Below are 14,578 nucleotides of genomic sequence, written 5' to 3' on the forward strand. Positions count from 1 at the left end.
CCCTGCTCCGGCGGGCGGCCGACGGACAGGCTCAGGTCTTCAGGCGATAGCCGGTCTTGAAGATCCAGCGCACCACCACCAGGCAGACGGCCAGGAACACCAGCGTCATGGCGACGCTGACCGTGACGTTGACGTCGGCCACGCCATAGAACGCCCAGCGAAAGCCGCTGACCAGGTACACCACCGGGTTGAACAGCGTCACGCCCTGCCAGAACGGCGGCAGCATCTTGATGGAATAGAAGGTGCCGCCCAGGAAGGTCAGCGGCGTGATGATCATCAGCGGAATGATCTGCAGTTTCTCGAAGCCGTCGGCCCACACGCCGATGATGAAGCCGAACAGGCTGAAGGTGACGGCGGTGAGCAGCAGGAACCCCAGCATCCAGAACGGATGCGCGATCTCGAACGGCACGAACAGGCGCGCCGTGGCCAGCATGATCAGCCCCAGGATGATGGACTTGCTGGCCGCCGCCCCGACGTAGCCGGCGACGATCTCCAGGTACGAGATGGGCGCCGAATGGATCTCGTAGATGGTGCCCGAGAAGCGCGGCATGTAGATGCCGAACGAAGCATTGGCCACGCTCTGGGTCAGCAGCGACAGCATGATCAGGCCCGGCACGATGAAGGCGCCGTAGCTGACGCCGTCGATCTGCACCATGTGCGAACCGATGGCCGAGCCGAACACCACGAAGTACAGCGAGGTGGAAATGACCGGCGACAGCACGCTCTGCATCAGCGTGCGCCAGGCGCGGGCCATTTCGAAGCGGTAGATGGCGCGGATTGCGTAGAAATTCATGATTGTCCGTGCACCAGGCTGACGAAAATCTCTTCGAGCGAGCTTTCCGAGGAGTTGAGGTCGGTGAATTCGATGTCCAGCTCGGTCAGGCGCCGCAGCAGGCCGGAGATCTGGCCGCCGCCCTGGTTGTCGTAGGTGTAGACCAGCTGGCGGCCGTCGGCCGACATTTCCAGGTGGAACGGCTCCAGCGCGGTGGGGATACCCGGCAGCGGCGCCTTCAGCGTCAGCGTCAGGCGGCGCTTGCCCAGCTTGGTCATGAGGGCGTTCTTTTCCTCGACCAGGATGATCTCGCCCTTGCGGATCACGCCCACGCGGTCGGCCATTTCCTGGGCTTCCTCGATGTAGTGGGTGGTCAGGATGATGGTGACGCCGTTCTCGCGCAGGCGCCGCACCATGTCCCACATGCCGCGCCGCAATTCGACGTCGACGCCGGCGGTGGGTTCGTCCAGGAACAGGATCTTGGGTTCGTGCGACAGCGCCTTGGCGATCATCACGCGCCGCTTCATGCCGCCGGACAGGGCCATGATGCGGCTGTCTTTCTTGTCCCACAGCGACAGGTCGCGCAGCACCTTCTCGATGTACTCGGGGTTGGCCGGCTTGCCGAACAGGCCGCGGCTGAAGGTGACGGTGTTCCACACGCTTTCGAAGGCATCGGTGGAGATTTCCTGCGGCACCAGGCCGATGGCGCTGCGGGCGGCGCGGTAGTCGGTGAGGATGTCGTGGCCGTCGGCCAGCACCCGGCCCTCGGTCGGGTTGACGATGCCGCAGATGATGCTGATGAGCGTGGTCTTGCCGGCGCCGTTGGGGCCGAGCAAGGCGAAGATCTCGCCGCGTTGGATTTCCAGGTCGACGCTCTTGAGCGCCTGGAATCCCGAGGCGTATCGCTTGGATAGGCCTTGAACTGAAATGACCGGCTGCACTCTGGCTCCCAGCGTGGTGGACAACCGGTGATTTTACCTGCCTGCCGCAGGCGACTTGTTCGGCCTGGTGGAACGGTGTGTTTGATAAATACGATAAACGCGCCGGCCTGCCGTACACTGCCCGGAAAGGAAAAACAGGGCGGAAACCGCCCGAACCAGGGGAATCGGGCCGGCCAGGCCCGTCGAAAGGCTATGTTCGCGGATCTGAAACATCTGTCGCACCACGCGGCCTGGCGCCGCCAGCTGGAAATGTTGCTGGAATCGGCCGGCGAGGGCATCTACGGCATCGACCTGCGCGGCCGCTGCATCTTCATCAACGGCGCCGGCGCCGCCATGCTGGGCTACACCCCCGACGAGGTGGTGGGCCGCAACATGCATTACCTGATCCATCATTCCCACGCCGACCGCAGCCTGATGCCGGTGCACGATTGCCGCATCTTCAAGGCCTTCCGCGACGGCCGCGGCGAACGGGTCGACGACGAGGTGCTGTGGCGCCGCGACGGCTCCTGCTTCGACGCCCAGTACGCCTCGTATCCGATCCGCAACGACCAGGAGGTGGTGGGCGCGGTGGTGACGTTTTCGGACATCAGCGCGCGCAAGCGCATCGAGCGCGAGCTGCAAGCCACCCGGGCGCAACTGGAAGCGCGGGTGCAGGTGCGCACCGCCGAACTCAGCGCCGCCCATGAGTCGCTGCGGCGGCTGGCCTCGCACCTGAGCACGCTGCGCGAACAGGAACGCGCCCACATCGCCCGCAATATCCACGACGACCTGGGCGCCTCGTTCACCGCGCTGCAACTGGACCTGAACTGGCTGCGCCGGCAACTGGCGGGCGAGCCGCCCCTGCAGGCCCACCTGGACCGCATGCTGGAGGTGACCCAGACGGCCATGGACGCCACCCGCCGCATCCTCAACGACCTGCGGCCGGTGGTGCTGGACCACCTGGGCCTGTGGGCGGCGCTGGAAACGCTGCTTCAGGACCTGCAGGCGCGCAGCGGGCTGCGCTGCCGCTACCTGTGCCCGCCCGACACCGAAAGCCGCCGCCTGGAGCCGGCGGCGGAAATCGCCGTCTACCGCATCGTGCAGGAACTGCTGACCAATGTGCAGCGCCACGCGCGGGCCCGCAGCGTCAGCGTCAGCGCGGTCTGGGGCGAGGATGGCCTGCTGCTGGAAGTGGAAGACGACGGCGTGGGCATGCGGTTGCCCGAGACGCGCCAGACCTTCGGCATCCTGGGCATGCGCGAACGGGCCCGCGCCATCGGCGGCGATCTGGAGCTGGACAGCGCGCCCGGCGCCGGCCTGTGCGCCCGCCTGCGCCTGAACCCGCAAGCGGCCTGAGGAGACGACGCCATGCCTCTGAACCTGCTGATCGTCGACGACCACCTCATCATCCGCCGCGGCCTGGCCCGCATCCTGCAGGAAGACCCGCGCGTGGGGCTGGTGCGGGAGGCCGCCGACGCCCCCGCCGCCCTGCGCGCGCTGCGCCAGGAGCCCTTCGACGCGATGGTGCTGGACGTGGCGCTGGGCGAGCGCGACGGCCTGGACGTGCTCAAGACGGTGCGCGCCGACCATCCGGCGCTGGGCGTGGTGATGCTGTCGGTCTATCCGGAATCGCAGTTCGCGGTGCGGGCCCTGCGCGCCGGCGCCCATGCCTATCTGAACAAAGGCTGCGATCCGGACGAGCTGCTGGCGGCGCTCATCAATGCCGCCGCCGGCCGGATGTACGTGACGCCGACCGTTGCCGAACTGCTGGCGCACACCGTGCGCCAGGACAGCACCCGGCCGCCGCACGAGCTGCTGTCCAACCGCGAATTCCAGGTGCTGCAGTTGCTGGCGGCTGGCAAATCGGTGTCGGCCATCGGCGAGCAACTGGCGCTGTCGGTGAACACCATTTCCACCTACCGCGCCCGCATCTTCGAGAAGCTGGGCGTGCGCACGCTGGTCGAGCTGGTGGACTATGCCCGCGCGCACCACCTGGGTGCGCGCTGAGCGCCACGCGCACCGGCCCGGCGCGGCCGCGCACCGTGTAGTGCGCCCCCTACACGGATATCGTCGAACCGGCGATACCGGGCGCCGGCGGCGCGCCCCAAGATGGAGGCATTCCGAACCCTGGAGGCCTCCATGTCCCTGTTCAGCAATCCGTTCGATCCCGCCAGCCGCCTGGCCTGCGCCTGCGGCCGCCATGTCTCCCAGGCCGAGCACGCGCGCGCGGCGGCGGGCGGCCAGGACGCCCGCGCTGGCGCGGCGTCCGGCGACGCCGCCTTTGACCGCGCCGTTGAAGGCGCCGTCATGCGTGCCCTGTTCCCGCAGGACGCCCTGCGCCGCCGCTTCCTGCGCGCGGTCGGCGGGGGCACGGCCATGGCCGCCGTCGCCGCGCTGTTCCCGCTGGCGGCCGCCAAGGAGGCCTTTGCCCAATCCGCCGGCCCGCTCGAGAAGCAGAAGCTGAAGGTCGGCTTCATTCCCATCACCTGCGCCACGCCCATCATCATGGCGCACCCGATGGGGTTCTATGGCAAGCAGGGACTGGACGTGGAAGTGGTCAAGACCGCCGGCTGGGCGCTGATCCGCGACAAGGCCATGTCCGGCGAGTACGACGCCGCGCACATGCTGTCGCCCATGCCGCTGGCCATCTCGCTGGGCGTGGGCGCCAGCCGCGCGGTGCCGTGGACCATGCCCGCCGTGGAGAACATCAATGGCCAGGCCATCACCCTGTCCATGAAGCACAAGGACCGGCGCGATCCGAAGGACTGGAAGGGCTTCAAGTTCGCCGTGCCGTTCGACTATTCCATGCACAACTACCTGTTGCGCTACTACCTGGCCGAACATGGCCTGGATCCGGATACCGATGTGCAGATCCGCTCGGTGCCGCCGCCCGAAATGGTGGCCAACCTGCGCGCCGACAACATCGACGGCTTCCTGGCGCCGGACCCGGTCAACCAGCGCGCGGTCTATGACGGCGTGGGCTTCATCCACACCCTGTCCAAGGCCATCTGGGACGGCCATCCGTGCTGCGCGTTCTCGGCCAGCCGCGAATTCGTGACCGCCCAGCCCAATACCTACCAGGCCCTGCTCAAGGCCATCATCGAGGCCACCGCCTACGCCCGCGACCCGGCCCACCGCAAGGAGATTGCCGCAGCCATCGCCGCGCCCAACTACCTGAACCAGCCGGTCACGGTGGTGGAACAGGTGCTGACCGGCACCTACGCCGACGGCCTGGGCAACGTGCTCAAGGACCCGCAGCGCATCGACTTCGATCCCATGCCGTGGGGCTCGTTCGCGGTGTGGATCCTGACGCAGATGAAGCGTTGGGGCCAGATAAAAGGCGATGTCGACTATCAGAAAGTCGCCAACGAGGTGTTCCTGGCGACCGACGCGCTGCGCCTGATGCGCGAGGCCGGCCTGACCCCGCCCGCCGACGCCGCCAAGACCTTCAGCGTGATGGGCAAGCCCTTCGATCCGACCCAGCCCGAGGCCTACCTGGCCGGCTTCAAGATCCGGAGGAGCTGATGCCGGCCGTGCAACCCTGGCGGGCGACCTTCCTGTCCGTCATCCTGTTCCTGCTGTTCCTGCTGCTGTGGCACGTCGCCACCCGCCCAGCCGCCGGCGGGGCGACCGTCGATCCGGCCTATGCGGCGCTGGTTGGCAACGCCGCCGCCAGCGGCTCGCAGACGCCCTTCCCCGGCCCGGCCGAGGTCGGCGCCCGATTGTGGCAGCACCTGCGCGATCCGTTCTACGACCGCGGCCCCAACGACAAGGGCATCGGCATCCAGCTGGCGTATTCGGTGGCGCGGGTGCTGACCGGCTTCCTGCTGGCGGCGCTGGTGGCGATTCCGCTGGGATTCCTGATCGGCATGTCCAGGACCGTCTACCGCGCCTTCGACCCGTTCATCCAGGTGCTCAAGCCGATCTCGCCGCTGGCCTGGATGCCGCTGGCGCTGTACACCATCAAGGACGCCGACACCTCCGCCATCTTCGTGATCTTCATCTGCTCGCTGTGGCCGATGCTGGTGAACACGGCATTCGGCGTGGGCGCCGTGCGGCAAGACTGGCTGAACGTGGCGCGCACGCTGGAAGTGTCGCGGCTGCGCACCGCCCTGCAGGTGATCCTGCCGGCGGCCGCGCCCACCATCATGACCGGCATGCGCATCTCGGTCGGCATCGCCTGGCTGGTGATCGTGGCGGCCGAAATGCTGATCGGCGGCACCGGCATCGGCTACTTCGTCTGGAACGAATGGAACAACCTGTCCATCGCCAACATCATCTGCGCCATCCTCTTCATCGGGTTGATCGGTATGCTGCTGGACACCGTGCTGGCGCGCGCCGCGCGGCTGGTCAGCTACCGGGAGTGAACGCCATGAGCCCACCCTTTCTGCAAGTGCAGGCGCTGGCCAAGCGCTACCCGGGCCGCGACGGCCGGCCGGCGGCGCCGGTGTTCGAGAACATCGACTTCGACATCGAACAGGGCCAGTTCGTCTGCGTGATCGGCCATTCGGGCTGCGGCAAGACCACCATCCTGAACATCCTGGCCGGCATCGACGAGGCCAGCGAAGGCGTCGTCATCATGGACGGGCGCGAGATCGCCGGCCCGTCGCTGGCGCGCGGCGTGGTGTTCCAGGCGCACGCCCTGCTGCCCTGGCTGAGCGCGCTGCAGAACGTCGAATTCGGCGTGCGTTCGCGCTGGCCGGCCTATTCCCGCGCCCAGGTGCGCGAGCACAGCCTGCGCTACCTGGACATGGTCGGCCTGGCCCGCGCCGCCGACAAGAAGCCGTGCGAGCTGTCGGGCGGCATGAAGCAGCGCGTGGGCATCGCCCGCGCCTTCGCCATCCAGCCGCGCATGCTGCTGCTGGACGAACCCTTCGGCGCGCTCGACGCGCTGACGCGCGGCACCATCCAGGACGAACTGCGCGCCATCGTGCAGGAAACCCGCCAGACCGTCTTCATGATCACGCACGACGTGGACGAGGCCATCCTGCTGTCGGACCGCATCCTGCTGATGAGCGCGGGCCCCCATGCCCGCATCGCCGAGTCGGTCGAGGTGGACCTGCCGCGCGGCCGCACCCGCGCCAGCCTGCACCACGAGCCGCGCTATTACGAAATCCGCAACCATCTCGTCGACTTCCTGGTCGACAAGGCTTCCCATAAGGAGTGAACCCCCATGATGTCCCGCGCCGAAGTCACCGAACTGATCGTCACCCGCCGCCTGGAAAAGAAGCTGTCCTGGGCCGCCATCGCCGAGGCCGTCGGCCAGAGCAAGGAATGGACCACCGCGGCGCTGCTGGGCCAGATGACCCTGACCGAGCAACAGGCCCAGGCCGCCGCCCGCCTGCTGGACCTGCCCGCCGACGCGGTGGTGCAGCTACAGGTGGTGCCCTACAAGGGCTCGCTGCCCACCACGGTGCCCACCGACCCGCTGATCTACCGCTTCTATGAGCTGATCAACGTCTACGGCACCACGTTCAAGGCGCTCATCAACGAAGAATTCGGCGATGGCATCATGAGCGCCATCGACTTCAAGATGGACCTGACGCGCGAGGCCGATCCCAAGGGCGACCGCGTGCAGATCGTGATGAGCGGCAAGTTCCTGCCTTACAAGACGTATTGAAGCGGCCGGGCGGGCGCAACGGCCCGCCCGCGTCAGCCTTCCACCGCCAGTTCTTCCCAGCCCAGGTCGCGGGTGCGGGCCAGGGCGCCGGTCACCGCCGCCGCCGCGTCACGCGCCGCGTCTTCCAGCGCATCGCCGGCCAGCAGCCGGGTGGTGATGGCCGCCATGAACACGTCGCCGGTGCCGTGCACCGACGGCGGGATGGCGATCTCGGGATGGCTCAGCACCACGCAGTCGTCGCGCGTGACCACCGCCAGCTGCAGCGTGCCGGGCGCGGCCGTCTGCGGCGCGGCGCTGGTCACCACGATCCACTCCGGCCCTTCGGCGATCAGTTCGCGCGCGGCCGCCGCCACCTCGTCGATCGAGGCCAGCGGCCGGCCCACCATCTGCTCCAGCTCGAAATGGTTGGGGGTCATGCCATGGGCGTGCGGCACCAGCTTGCGGCGATACTGCGCCACCAGCCCGGCGTCCACGTACAGGCCATCGTTGCGGTCGCCCATGACCGGATCGATATGCACCCGCAGCTCGGGCCGCGTGGCCCGCAGCCCGCGCAGCCAGTCCGCCAGCAGGTCGGCCTGGCCGGGCTGGCCCAGGTAGCCGCAGACCACGACGCGCGCCACCGCGGTCACGCCGCGCTCGTCCAGCCCGCGCAGCAGGCCCTGGAACCAGTCCAGCGGCACCGCGCCGCCGTGCAGCGTGGGATAGTGCGGGGTATTGCTCAGGATGACCGTGGGCAGCGCGACGGCCCGCAGCCCAGCCTGGCGGAATATCGGCATGGCGGCGTTGTTGCCGACGCAGCCATAGACGACCTGGGATTGGATGGAAACGACGTCGACCCGCGCGGTCACGGCGGGCAGCGCTGCGCCGGGCGTCGGGGCAGCGGGAATGGCGGTCATACGGAAGGCTCCTGCGGACAGAGACGGGATGCGCCCTATTCTATGCCCAGCCGCCCCCCTCTTGCCGGCGGCAGGCCCCGCCGCCGCCAGGGCCGCCGCCCTTCCCGTCAGTCCGGCGCGGCGGCCAGCCAGCCGGCCCCGTCCAGCACCGCGCCGTCGATGCCGGCCAGGTGCGGCGCGAACGGGTAGCCCAGCGATGAGACGATCTGGCACTGCGCCAGCTGTGGATGATCGGCGTTCAGGAGGTACTGGCAACTGCCGGCCGCCGACGGCACCTTCAGCAGCAAGGTATCGCCGCGCGCCAGCCAGGCGTTGCCGAAGGCGCGCGAGGCCTGCAGGTCGGTCTGCCAGCCGGCCGGCGGGCGCGGTTCGGCCACGGCGGCCACCGGCACCCGCACTTCCAGCAGGAAGTAGTTGCGCGGCAGGGCGCGTGGATGCGCCACCTCGGCCTGCGCCAGGCGCGCGAACACGGCGGCGGCGGGGGTGGCGTCCAGCACCACCACCGCCGCGCCGGCGGCATGCCAGCGGCCCGCGGGGCGGGCGCGCGGCATCAGGTCCTGGCTGTTGCTCAAGCGCCAGAGCTCGGTCATGGGCCGTTTCCTTCATCGATGTTGATCAGCCACTGTTCGATCAGCACGGCGTAGCGGCCGTGCTGGCACAGCAGCAACGGCACCCGGCCATGCAGCCGGCGCTTGGGGCTGCAGAGCCAGCGCCGCGCATCTTCCACGCCGCCGAACACCAGCTCGGCCAGCCACGCCACCCGTAACGCCCGGTACAGCACGCGCAGGTCGGCCAGGTCCAGGCTGTGGTCGCGCAGCGGATCGCGCGGCCGGCCGGGTTCGACCCGCGGCACCAGCGCCAGCCAGTGCAGCAGCTCGCCGGCGAACGCCACGCGCAACGACTGCAACAGCGCGGCCGCGCACTGCAGGCTGGCGGGCGGCCCGGACTGGCCCAGGGCCTGGCTGAGCCGCGCCTCCAGCGCCGCCGCGATGCCGCCCGGCTCAGGGAGCGCGGGCGGCGACGGCGGGCTGGGCCGTCGTGGCAGCCGCGGTTTGGTCGAAGACGGCATTGAGGGCCGCGCCATCAATGCTGACGGTTCCTGCATTCAGCAACCCCTCCAGGTAAGCCCTCGCCGCCAGTTCCTGGCGTTGGGTCCGCAACGCGGCACGCAACTCATCCTTGACCTGCTCGTACGGCGCCACACTGGCCGCGCGCAGATCCACCAGTTTCAGAATATGGAAGCCCGCCGCCGACTGCACCGGCGCCGCGACCTCGCCCGCCTTGAGCTGTTCGATCACGGGCCGCATTTCCGGCGTCAGCTGCGCCAGCGGCACGTAGCCGATGTCGCCGCCCTGCGCGCGGGTCGAGGCGTCCTGCGAATGGCTCCTGGCCAGCGCGGCGAAATCGGCCTTGGGCGCCTGGGCGCGCTTGACCAGGTCCAGCGCCTGCTTGCGCGCGGCCGCCACCGCGTCGCCGTCACCCGGCGCCGCCGGCAGGAAGATCTGGCTGACGCGGTACAACGCCGGCTGCGCCAGCTGCGGCTTGGCGCGCTCGTAGGCGGCCCGCAGGTCGGCTTCGGCCGGGTAGTCGTCAGGCGCGCGGCTGACCGAATCCAGGTAGGTCTGCAGCACGATGCGCTCCTGCGCCGCCTGGAAGGCGCGCTTGAGCTCGGGGCGCTCCTGCCAGCCCTGGGCGCGGGCCTGCTCGACCAGCGCCTTCTCGGCCAGGCGGGCGCGCAGCCACTGGTCCAGCCCGGCGCGGTTGCCCTTGAGCTGGGCGCGGGCCTCGGGCGGCAGCGCCTCCAGCTGGCGCACCAGTTCGTCGCGGTCCACCTGCACCGCGCCCAGGGTGGCCACGGCCGGCGCCTTGGCCGGGGCCGGCTGGGCGGCGGCGGCGGCCGGAGCCGCGCCCTTTTCCGGCGCGGCCGCCGCCTTGGCGGGCACGGGACTGGATTCGCTGCTCTGCGCCGGGCTGCCGCGCATCAGCGCCACCGCGCCGGCCAGCACCGCGATCAGCAGCACCGCGGCGGTCACGCGCAGCCGCGCGGGCTGATTGGAAAGAATGTTCATGGTCGGAACCTCGCTTGCTTGGATGCGCCATTCGCCGCCACGGCGGCCTCGGGGGTTGGGGACGTTGCCGTCCCGAACGCCAGGCGCCGGGCCTGGCGGATGGATCAGTTCAGCGCCTCGGTGGCGGCGTCCTGCCGCGGTTCAACGGCGTCGGTATCGGCGCCGGCTTCGGCGCTGGCGTTGGCGCGCAGGAACAACAGGAATTCCTGCAGCAGGCGATCCCACAGTTCGGCGGTGGCGCGCAGGTAGTTCTCGGACACGCCGCCGGCCAGGATCACGTCCAGTTCCAGCACCAGGAACACGCCCTGCACCGTCAGGCGGGCGAAGCGCTTTTCGACGTTCCAGCGCTCGGCCAGTCCGGGCGGCAGTTCGCCCTGCACGCGCAGCGCGCAGCTCAGCGTGTAGTCCAGGTAGCTGCCGGGTTCGACGGCGGGGTTGCCCATGCGCGCGGCAAAGCCCACGCCCTGGCTGGCGCTCAGCAGTTGCACCATGCCGTTCTGCTCGGACACGGTGACGCGATAGCCCGCGGATTGCAGCAGTTCCTGCAGGCGTTCGGCGTTCACGTCGAGAATCAGGCTGGAGTCGGTCATTACAGTCATTCCTAGGTAAAAGAGATCAATTCAGAGAGATCGGTTCGCAAGCAAAGCCGTTCATTACAGTCTCCCTGCATGAAAGAGATAAGACAGCGCCTGGATGCTCAGGGTTGGGCCGCCGGCGCCGCCGGCGCGGTCGCGCCGACCTGCGCGTCGTACAGCTTGTCGCCATACGCCTGCGCCTGCTCCTCGAACTTGACGCGCGCGCTGCCGGCGAACGGCTGTTTCATGGCCAGGATGCCGCCGGCGCCGATGCGCTCGTAGGCGTTCAGGATTTCCTTGCCGGCCTCGTACATCTCGCGGTTCTTGGCGATGCAGGCCTTGGCCTCGGTGTCGCGCTGCGCCAGGGTGCGGGCCAGCGTCTGCCGTTCCGCCTCCTTGGCGCGCGAGAGCGTCAACAGCTCGTCGTAGGCGCCCTTGAACTTGCCCAGCTGGGCGTGGCTGGCGGCCACCTGCGCCTGGGCGCTTTCCATCACGGCCTCCTGCTGCCCGGCCAGCTTCTCGGCCTGGCCCTTGGCGCTCGCCAGCTGGCTGCGCAAGGCGGCCAGTTCTTTCTGGGCGGCGTCGCGCTGCGCTTCGGCCGCGGCCTTGGCGGCGTTGACCTGGGCCTGCTCGCTTTGCAGCTGCTGCAGTTGCTGGGTGGTGCTGCGCAACTGGGCGCGCAGGCGCTCTTCCATGCTCTCGGCCTGCGCCGGCAGCGCCACGCTCAGGCCCGCGGCGCACAGGGCCGCGGCGGCGGCCAGCCGCCGGCCGCGTTCCCGCGCCCGCGGCTGGCGCGATTCATCCCACAAGGTATGCATGTCCATGGCCTCAGAACCTGGCGTTGATCTCGAACTGCATGGTGTCGATGGACAGCGGCGCGCCGTAGATCTCGCGCGTGCTCATCCAGCGCAGGACGCCGTACACGTTCTTGTCGAAGGCGTAGCCGCCGCCGATGTAGTAGCCGCGGGCGTTGGTGCCGCCCTGGTGGAACGACGAATCGTTGAAGGCGTCGGGCAGCGCATCCGGCTGGATGTACTTGTAGCCGACGAAGGCCAGCCAGTCGCCCTTCTCCTTCAGGTCGTACGACCGGCCCAGCGTGGCCTGCAGCATCCAGGCGTTGGGACCGCTTTCGACATCGCCGTTCTCGCCGAAGTTGTTGACGATGTTGCCTTGCGAGCGGTTCATCATCTTGCTCTTGCTGTAGGCCAGGTTGCGGATGTAGTTGGCGTTCACGCGCAGGCCCAGGCCGTTGAACACGCGCGTGTCCCAGCGCAGGTTCACGTCGAGCAGGTCGAACTTGGACGCCAGGCCGACGTACTGCGGCTGCGGCGTGTTGGCCGGATCCTGCGGGTTGGAGGTGATATCGCGCAGCAGGAACAGGGTGTTGCCCTTCTGCATGAAGGCCGGGCGCGACCAGTCGGTGTCGCAGTTTTCCTGGCCGGCCCACGGCGAGCAGGGGCTGGAGCGCTTGCCGGCGATGTTGTCGAAGTGGTAGTAGGCCAGCGCGCCGCGCAGGCTATTGCGGCTGTCGATCTTCCAGTCGGCGCCGGCCTGGGCGGCCAGCAGCCACTTGTCTTCGCTCTTGCCTTCCGAGAACGACGACGAGTTCCAGCCGTTCGAGCCGTACTCGGTCGAAAACGCGCCCAGGGTGCCGAACAGGGTCACGTCGCGGCCTTCCAGCGGGTGCTTGAAGATCGCGGCGACGCCGTCGAAGTTCAGGTCGTTCGAGAACAGCATGTCGGTGGACTCGAACGGATTGGCGATGCGGCCGCCCGTCACCGTGGCCCACTTGGCGGGACGGTAGGTCAGGTAGGCCTGGTCCAGCCAGATGTCCTTCTTGCCCATGCCGCCGCCCAGCGTCTGGGTGGTCGAGACCGGGCTGTCGTCGCTGCCGGTAGCCAGGCGGATGCCGGCCGTCCAGGCTTCCGAGATGTCGGCGCGCACGCCCAGGCGGGCGCGCACGCGCAGCTGGTTGCGGCGGTCCTCGCGCGTGTTCAGCATCGGCGGATAGTTGCCGTTGGTGTTGCGGTTCAGGTCGTACGGCCCCTTGGCGTTGAGCTTGGCGAAATCGACGATTTCGTTGCTGTTGCCGCCCGAGTACAGGCGCGACTCGTCGCGCACGCGCACGTCGCCATCGATGGTGATGCGCGAAACCCAGTCGGGGAATGTGTTGGGCTGGGCCCAGTTCTCTTCCTTGGCCTGCACCATCACTTCGGCCTTGACCTCGTCGCGGATCTGGTCGCGCACGGTCTGCGGGATGTACGGCACGCGCACGTCGCCCGCCTGGGCCACGGCGGCGCCGCGATCCTGCGGCGCCGCGCGGGCGGCCTTGGCTTCGGCTTCGGCCTGGGCCACCAGGGCGTCGGCCTGCTCCGGCTTGAGCACGCCCTGCTGCACCAGCAGGCGGATCAGGTTGATGGTGGCGTTTTCGGACGGGGCGGGCGCGGCGTTGGCCGTGACCGGCAACGCGGCGGCGCCCGCCGCGGCCAGGGCCAGCGATGCCGCCAACCGGTTCAATTGGAACTTCATTCTCTTGGCACTCCAGGATCGGTTCAATTCAGCACTTCAGGGAGAGGGACGGCGACCCGTCACCAGGATTCGCATCGGCATGCCCATGGAGGCGGGCGGCCGTTCGTCGATACGGGGCACGGCGCGCAACGTCTCCACCACGCGGGCATCGATCTCGGCGTCGGCGCCGGCGCGACCCAGCGACACGCGCGTGATCTTTCCGTCGGCGTCGAACCAGATGTCCACGTACGTGCGGAAACTCAGATTGCGGGTGCGGTCGTCCTGGCTCAGGATCTTCTGCAGCGCGTAGGCGACGTACTGGTTGTAGGTGCCGTTGCCACCGCGCCCTCCTCCGCCGCCGGCCATGCCCTTGCCCTGGCCGGCGCCGATGTTGAACGCGTCGGTGCCGGCCTGGGCATCGCCATCGATCTGCATCGGGTTGGCCAGGTCGTCGGCCGGGCGCGGCGGCGCCTCGTCCTGCGGCTTGGGCGGTTCGGGCGTGGGCTGCGGCTCGGGCTCGGGCGGCGCCACCGGCTCTTCCTTGGGCGGCTCGGGCTCGGGCGGCTTTTCGGGCTCGGGCGGCGGCGGAGGCGGCGGCGGCAGCGGGATGATCGCGGTGGCCTTGGGCGCCTCGCGGCGCACCCCGGCCATGTCGTTGGCCCAGCGCCATAGCGCGTAGGCCGCCGCGATCAGCGCCACCGCGACCGCGGCCAGCTTGAGCCAGCGGCGCGCGGGGTGCGGCGTGCGCGGGGAATCGGATGCGTGTTGCGGCATGACGGTCGCCTCGGCTCCTATCGCGGCTTGCCGGTGACCAGCCCGACCTGGGCCAGTTCCAGCCGGCGCAGCAGGTCCAGCACTTCCACCACTTTCTGGTACTGCACGGCGGAGTCGCCGCGCACGATCACCGGAAAGTCCGGGTTCAACGCTTTTTCCGTGCGCAGCCGGTCTTCCAGCTCGGGCAGGGTCACCGGATAGGCGTCCAGGAACACCTGGCCCGCGTCGTTGACGGAAATCGCCTTCGTCTTGGGCTGCGACAGGGCGATGGACGAACTGGCCTTGGGCAGGTTGACCTTGATGCCGGCGATCTGCGCCGTGGCGGTCAGGATGAACATGACCAGCACGACCATGAGCACGTCGACCAGCGGCGTGATGTTGATGCCGTCGACGGGCGCGTCGTCATCGTCGTCCTGGGATGCGGATACGGAAGCCATGGGGGTC

At 69.0% G+C, this 14,578-nt stretch carries 17 protein-coding genes; 6 read left to right on the plus strand and 11 right to left on the minus strand.

The annotated features are described in order from the left end of the window. Positions 1–31: 31 nt before the first annotated feature. Positions 32–793: an ABC transporter permease gene (locus AC6CR5_RS10580; protein WP_006386110.1), complete on the minus strand. Its 762-nt coding sequence runs from the start codon at positions 791–793 to the stop codon at positions 32–34. After that, positions 790–1,713 carry an ABC transporter ATP-binding protein gene (locus tag AC6CR5_RS10585; RefSeq protein ID WP_026383041.1) on the minus strand — a complete coding sequence of 308 codons (924 nt, stop codon included), beginning with the start codon at positions 1,711–1,713 and terminating at the stop codon, positions 790–792. Before AC6CR5_RS10585 ends, AC6CR5_RS10580 begins: the two co-directional genes overlap by 4 nt. 192 nt (positions 1,714–1,905) lie before the next feature. Here AC6CR5_RS10585 and AC6CR5_RS10590 point away from each other — a divergent pair, with 192 nt between their 5' ends. The 6 genes from AC6CR5_RS10590 (at position 1,906) to cynS (ending at position 7,312) form a co-directional block, all read left to right on the plus strand. Continuing rightward, a complete protein-coding gene (locus AC6CR5_RS10590; protein ID WP_020928594.1) occupies positions 1,906–3,048 on the plus strand; it encodes a sensor histidine kinase in 1,143 nt (380 codons plus the stop codon). Between the two features lie 12 nt (positions 3,049–3,060). Further along, complete coding sequence (locus AC6CR5_RS10595) at positions 3,061–3,699, plus strand: response regulator (protein WP_020928595.1); 639 nt, start codon at positions 3,061–3,063, stop codon at positions 3,697–3,699. A 132-nt stretch (positions 3,700–3,831) separates the two neighbouring features. After that, entirely contained in the window at positions 3,832–5,217 is a 1,386-nt protein-coding gene (locus tag AC6CR5_RS10600; protein ID WP_054504598.1) for a CmpA/NrtA family ABC transporter substrate-binding protein, read from the plus strand. After that, positions 5,217–6,059, plus strand: coding sequence for a nitrate ABC transporter permease (ntrB, locus tag AC6CR5_RS10605; RefSeq protein ID WP_047991287.1), 843 nt, complete (start codon positions 5,217–5,219; stop codon positions 6,057–6,059). The genes AC6CR5_RS10600 and ntrB overlap by 1 nt, the downstream gene beginning before the upstream one ends. A 5-nt stretch (positions 6,060–6,064) precedes the next feature. Continuing rightward, positions 6,065–6,859, plus strand: a complete 795-nt coding sequence (locus AC6CR5_RS10610; RefSeq protein WP_026383044.1) for an ABC transporter ATP-binding protein — start codon at positions 6,065–6,067, stop codon at positions 6,857–6,859. Positions 6,860–6,868: 9 nt separating this feature from the next. Next, complete coding sequence (gene cynS, locus AC6CR5_RS10615; RefSeq protein WP_045953619.1) at positions 6,869–7,312, plus strand: cyanase; 444 nt, start codon at positions 6,869–6,871, stop codon at positions 7,310–7,312. 32 nt (positions 7,313–7,344) lie between these two features. Here cynS and pdxK read toward each other — a convergent pair whose 3' ends face one another. The 9 genes from pdxK to AC6CR5_RS10660 form a co-directional block, all read right to left on the minus strand. After that, entirely contained in the window at positions 7,345–8,208 is an 864-nt protein-coding gene (pdxK, locus tag AC6CR5_RS10620; protein WP_026383046.1) for a pyridoxine/pyridoxal/pyridoxamine kinase, read from the minus strand. A 107-nt stretch (positions 8,209–8,315) separates the two neighbouring features. Beyond that, positions 8,316–8,798, minus strand: coding sequence for an RES family NAD+ phosphorylase (locus tag AC6CR5_RS10625; RefSeq protein WP_047991289.1), 483 nt, complete (start codon positions 8,796–8,798; stop codon positions 8,316–8,318). Then, a complete protein-coding gene (locus AC6CR5_RS10630) occupies positions 8,795–9,277 on the minus strand; it encodes an MbcA/ParS/Xre antitoxin family protein (RefSeq protein ID WP_047991290.1) in 483 nt (160 codons plus the stop codon). The genes AC6CR5_RS10625 and AC6CR5_RS10630 overlap by 4 nt, the downstream gene beginning before the upstream one ends. After that, positions 9,210–10,277: a peptidylprolyl isomerase gene (locus AC6CR5_RS10635; RefSeq protein WP_047991291.1), complete on the minus strand. Its 1,068-nt coding sequence runs from the start codon at positions 10,275–10,277 to the stop codon at positions 9,210–9,212. The genes AC6CR5_RS10630 and AC6CR5_RS10635 overlap by 68 nt, the downstream gene beginning before the upstream one ends. Positions 10,278–10,381: 104 nt before the next feature. Next, complete coding sequence (locus AC6CR5_RS10640) at positions 10,382–10,867, minus strand: YbjN domain-containing protein (RefSeq protein ID WP_006385385.1); 486 nt, start codon at positions 10,865–10,867, stop codon at positions 10,382–10,384. 107 nt (positions 10,868–10,974) lie between these two features. After that, complete coding sequence (locus AC6CR5_RS10645) at positions 10,975–11,670, minus strand: DNA repair protein (RefSeq protein WP_235442319.1); 696 nt, start codon at positions 11,668–11,670, stop codon at positions 10,975–10,977. 10 nt (positions 11,671–11,680) lie between these two features. Beyond that, entirely contained in the window at positions 11,681–13,381 is a 1,701-nt protein-coding gene (locus tag AC6CR5_RS10650) for a putative porin (protein WP_110059163.1), read from the minus strand. A gap of 36 nt (positions 13,382–13,417) precedes the next feature. Next, the gene (locus tag AC6CR5_RS10655) at positions 13,418–14,134 is read right to left on the minus strand and encodes an energy transducer TonB (protein WP_026383049.1); all 717 of its coding nucleotides are present in this window, start codon (positions 14,132–14,134) and stop codon (positions 13,418–13,420) included. A 17-nt stretch (positions 14,135–14,151) separates the two neighbouring features. Continuing rightward, entirely contained in the window at positions 14,152–14,571 is a 420-nt protein-coding gene (locus tag AC6CR5_RS10660) for an ExbD/TolR family protein (RefSeq protein WP_006384781.1), read from the minus strand. Between the last annotated feature and the right edge of the window lie 7 nt (positions 14,572–14,578).

The sequence above is a fragment of the Achromobacter sp. EG18 genome (genome assembly GCF_059759395.1).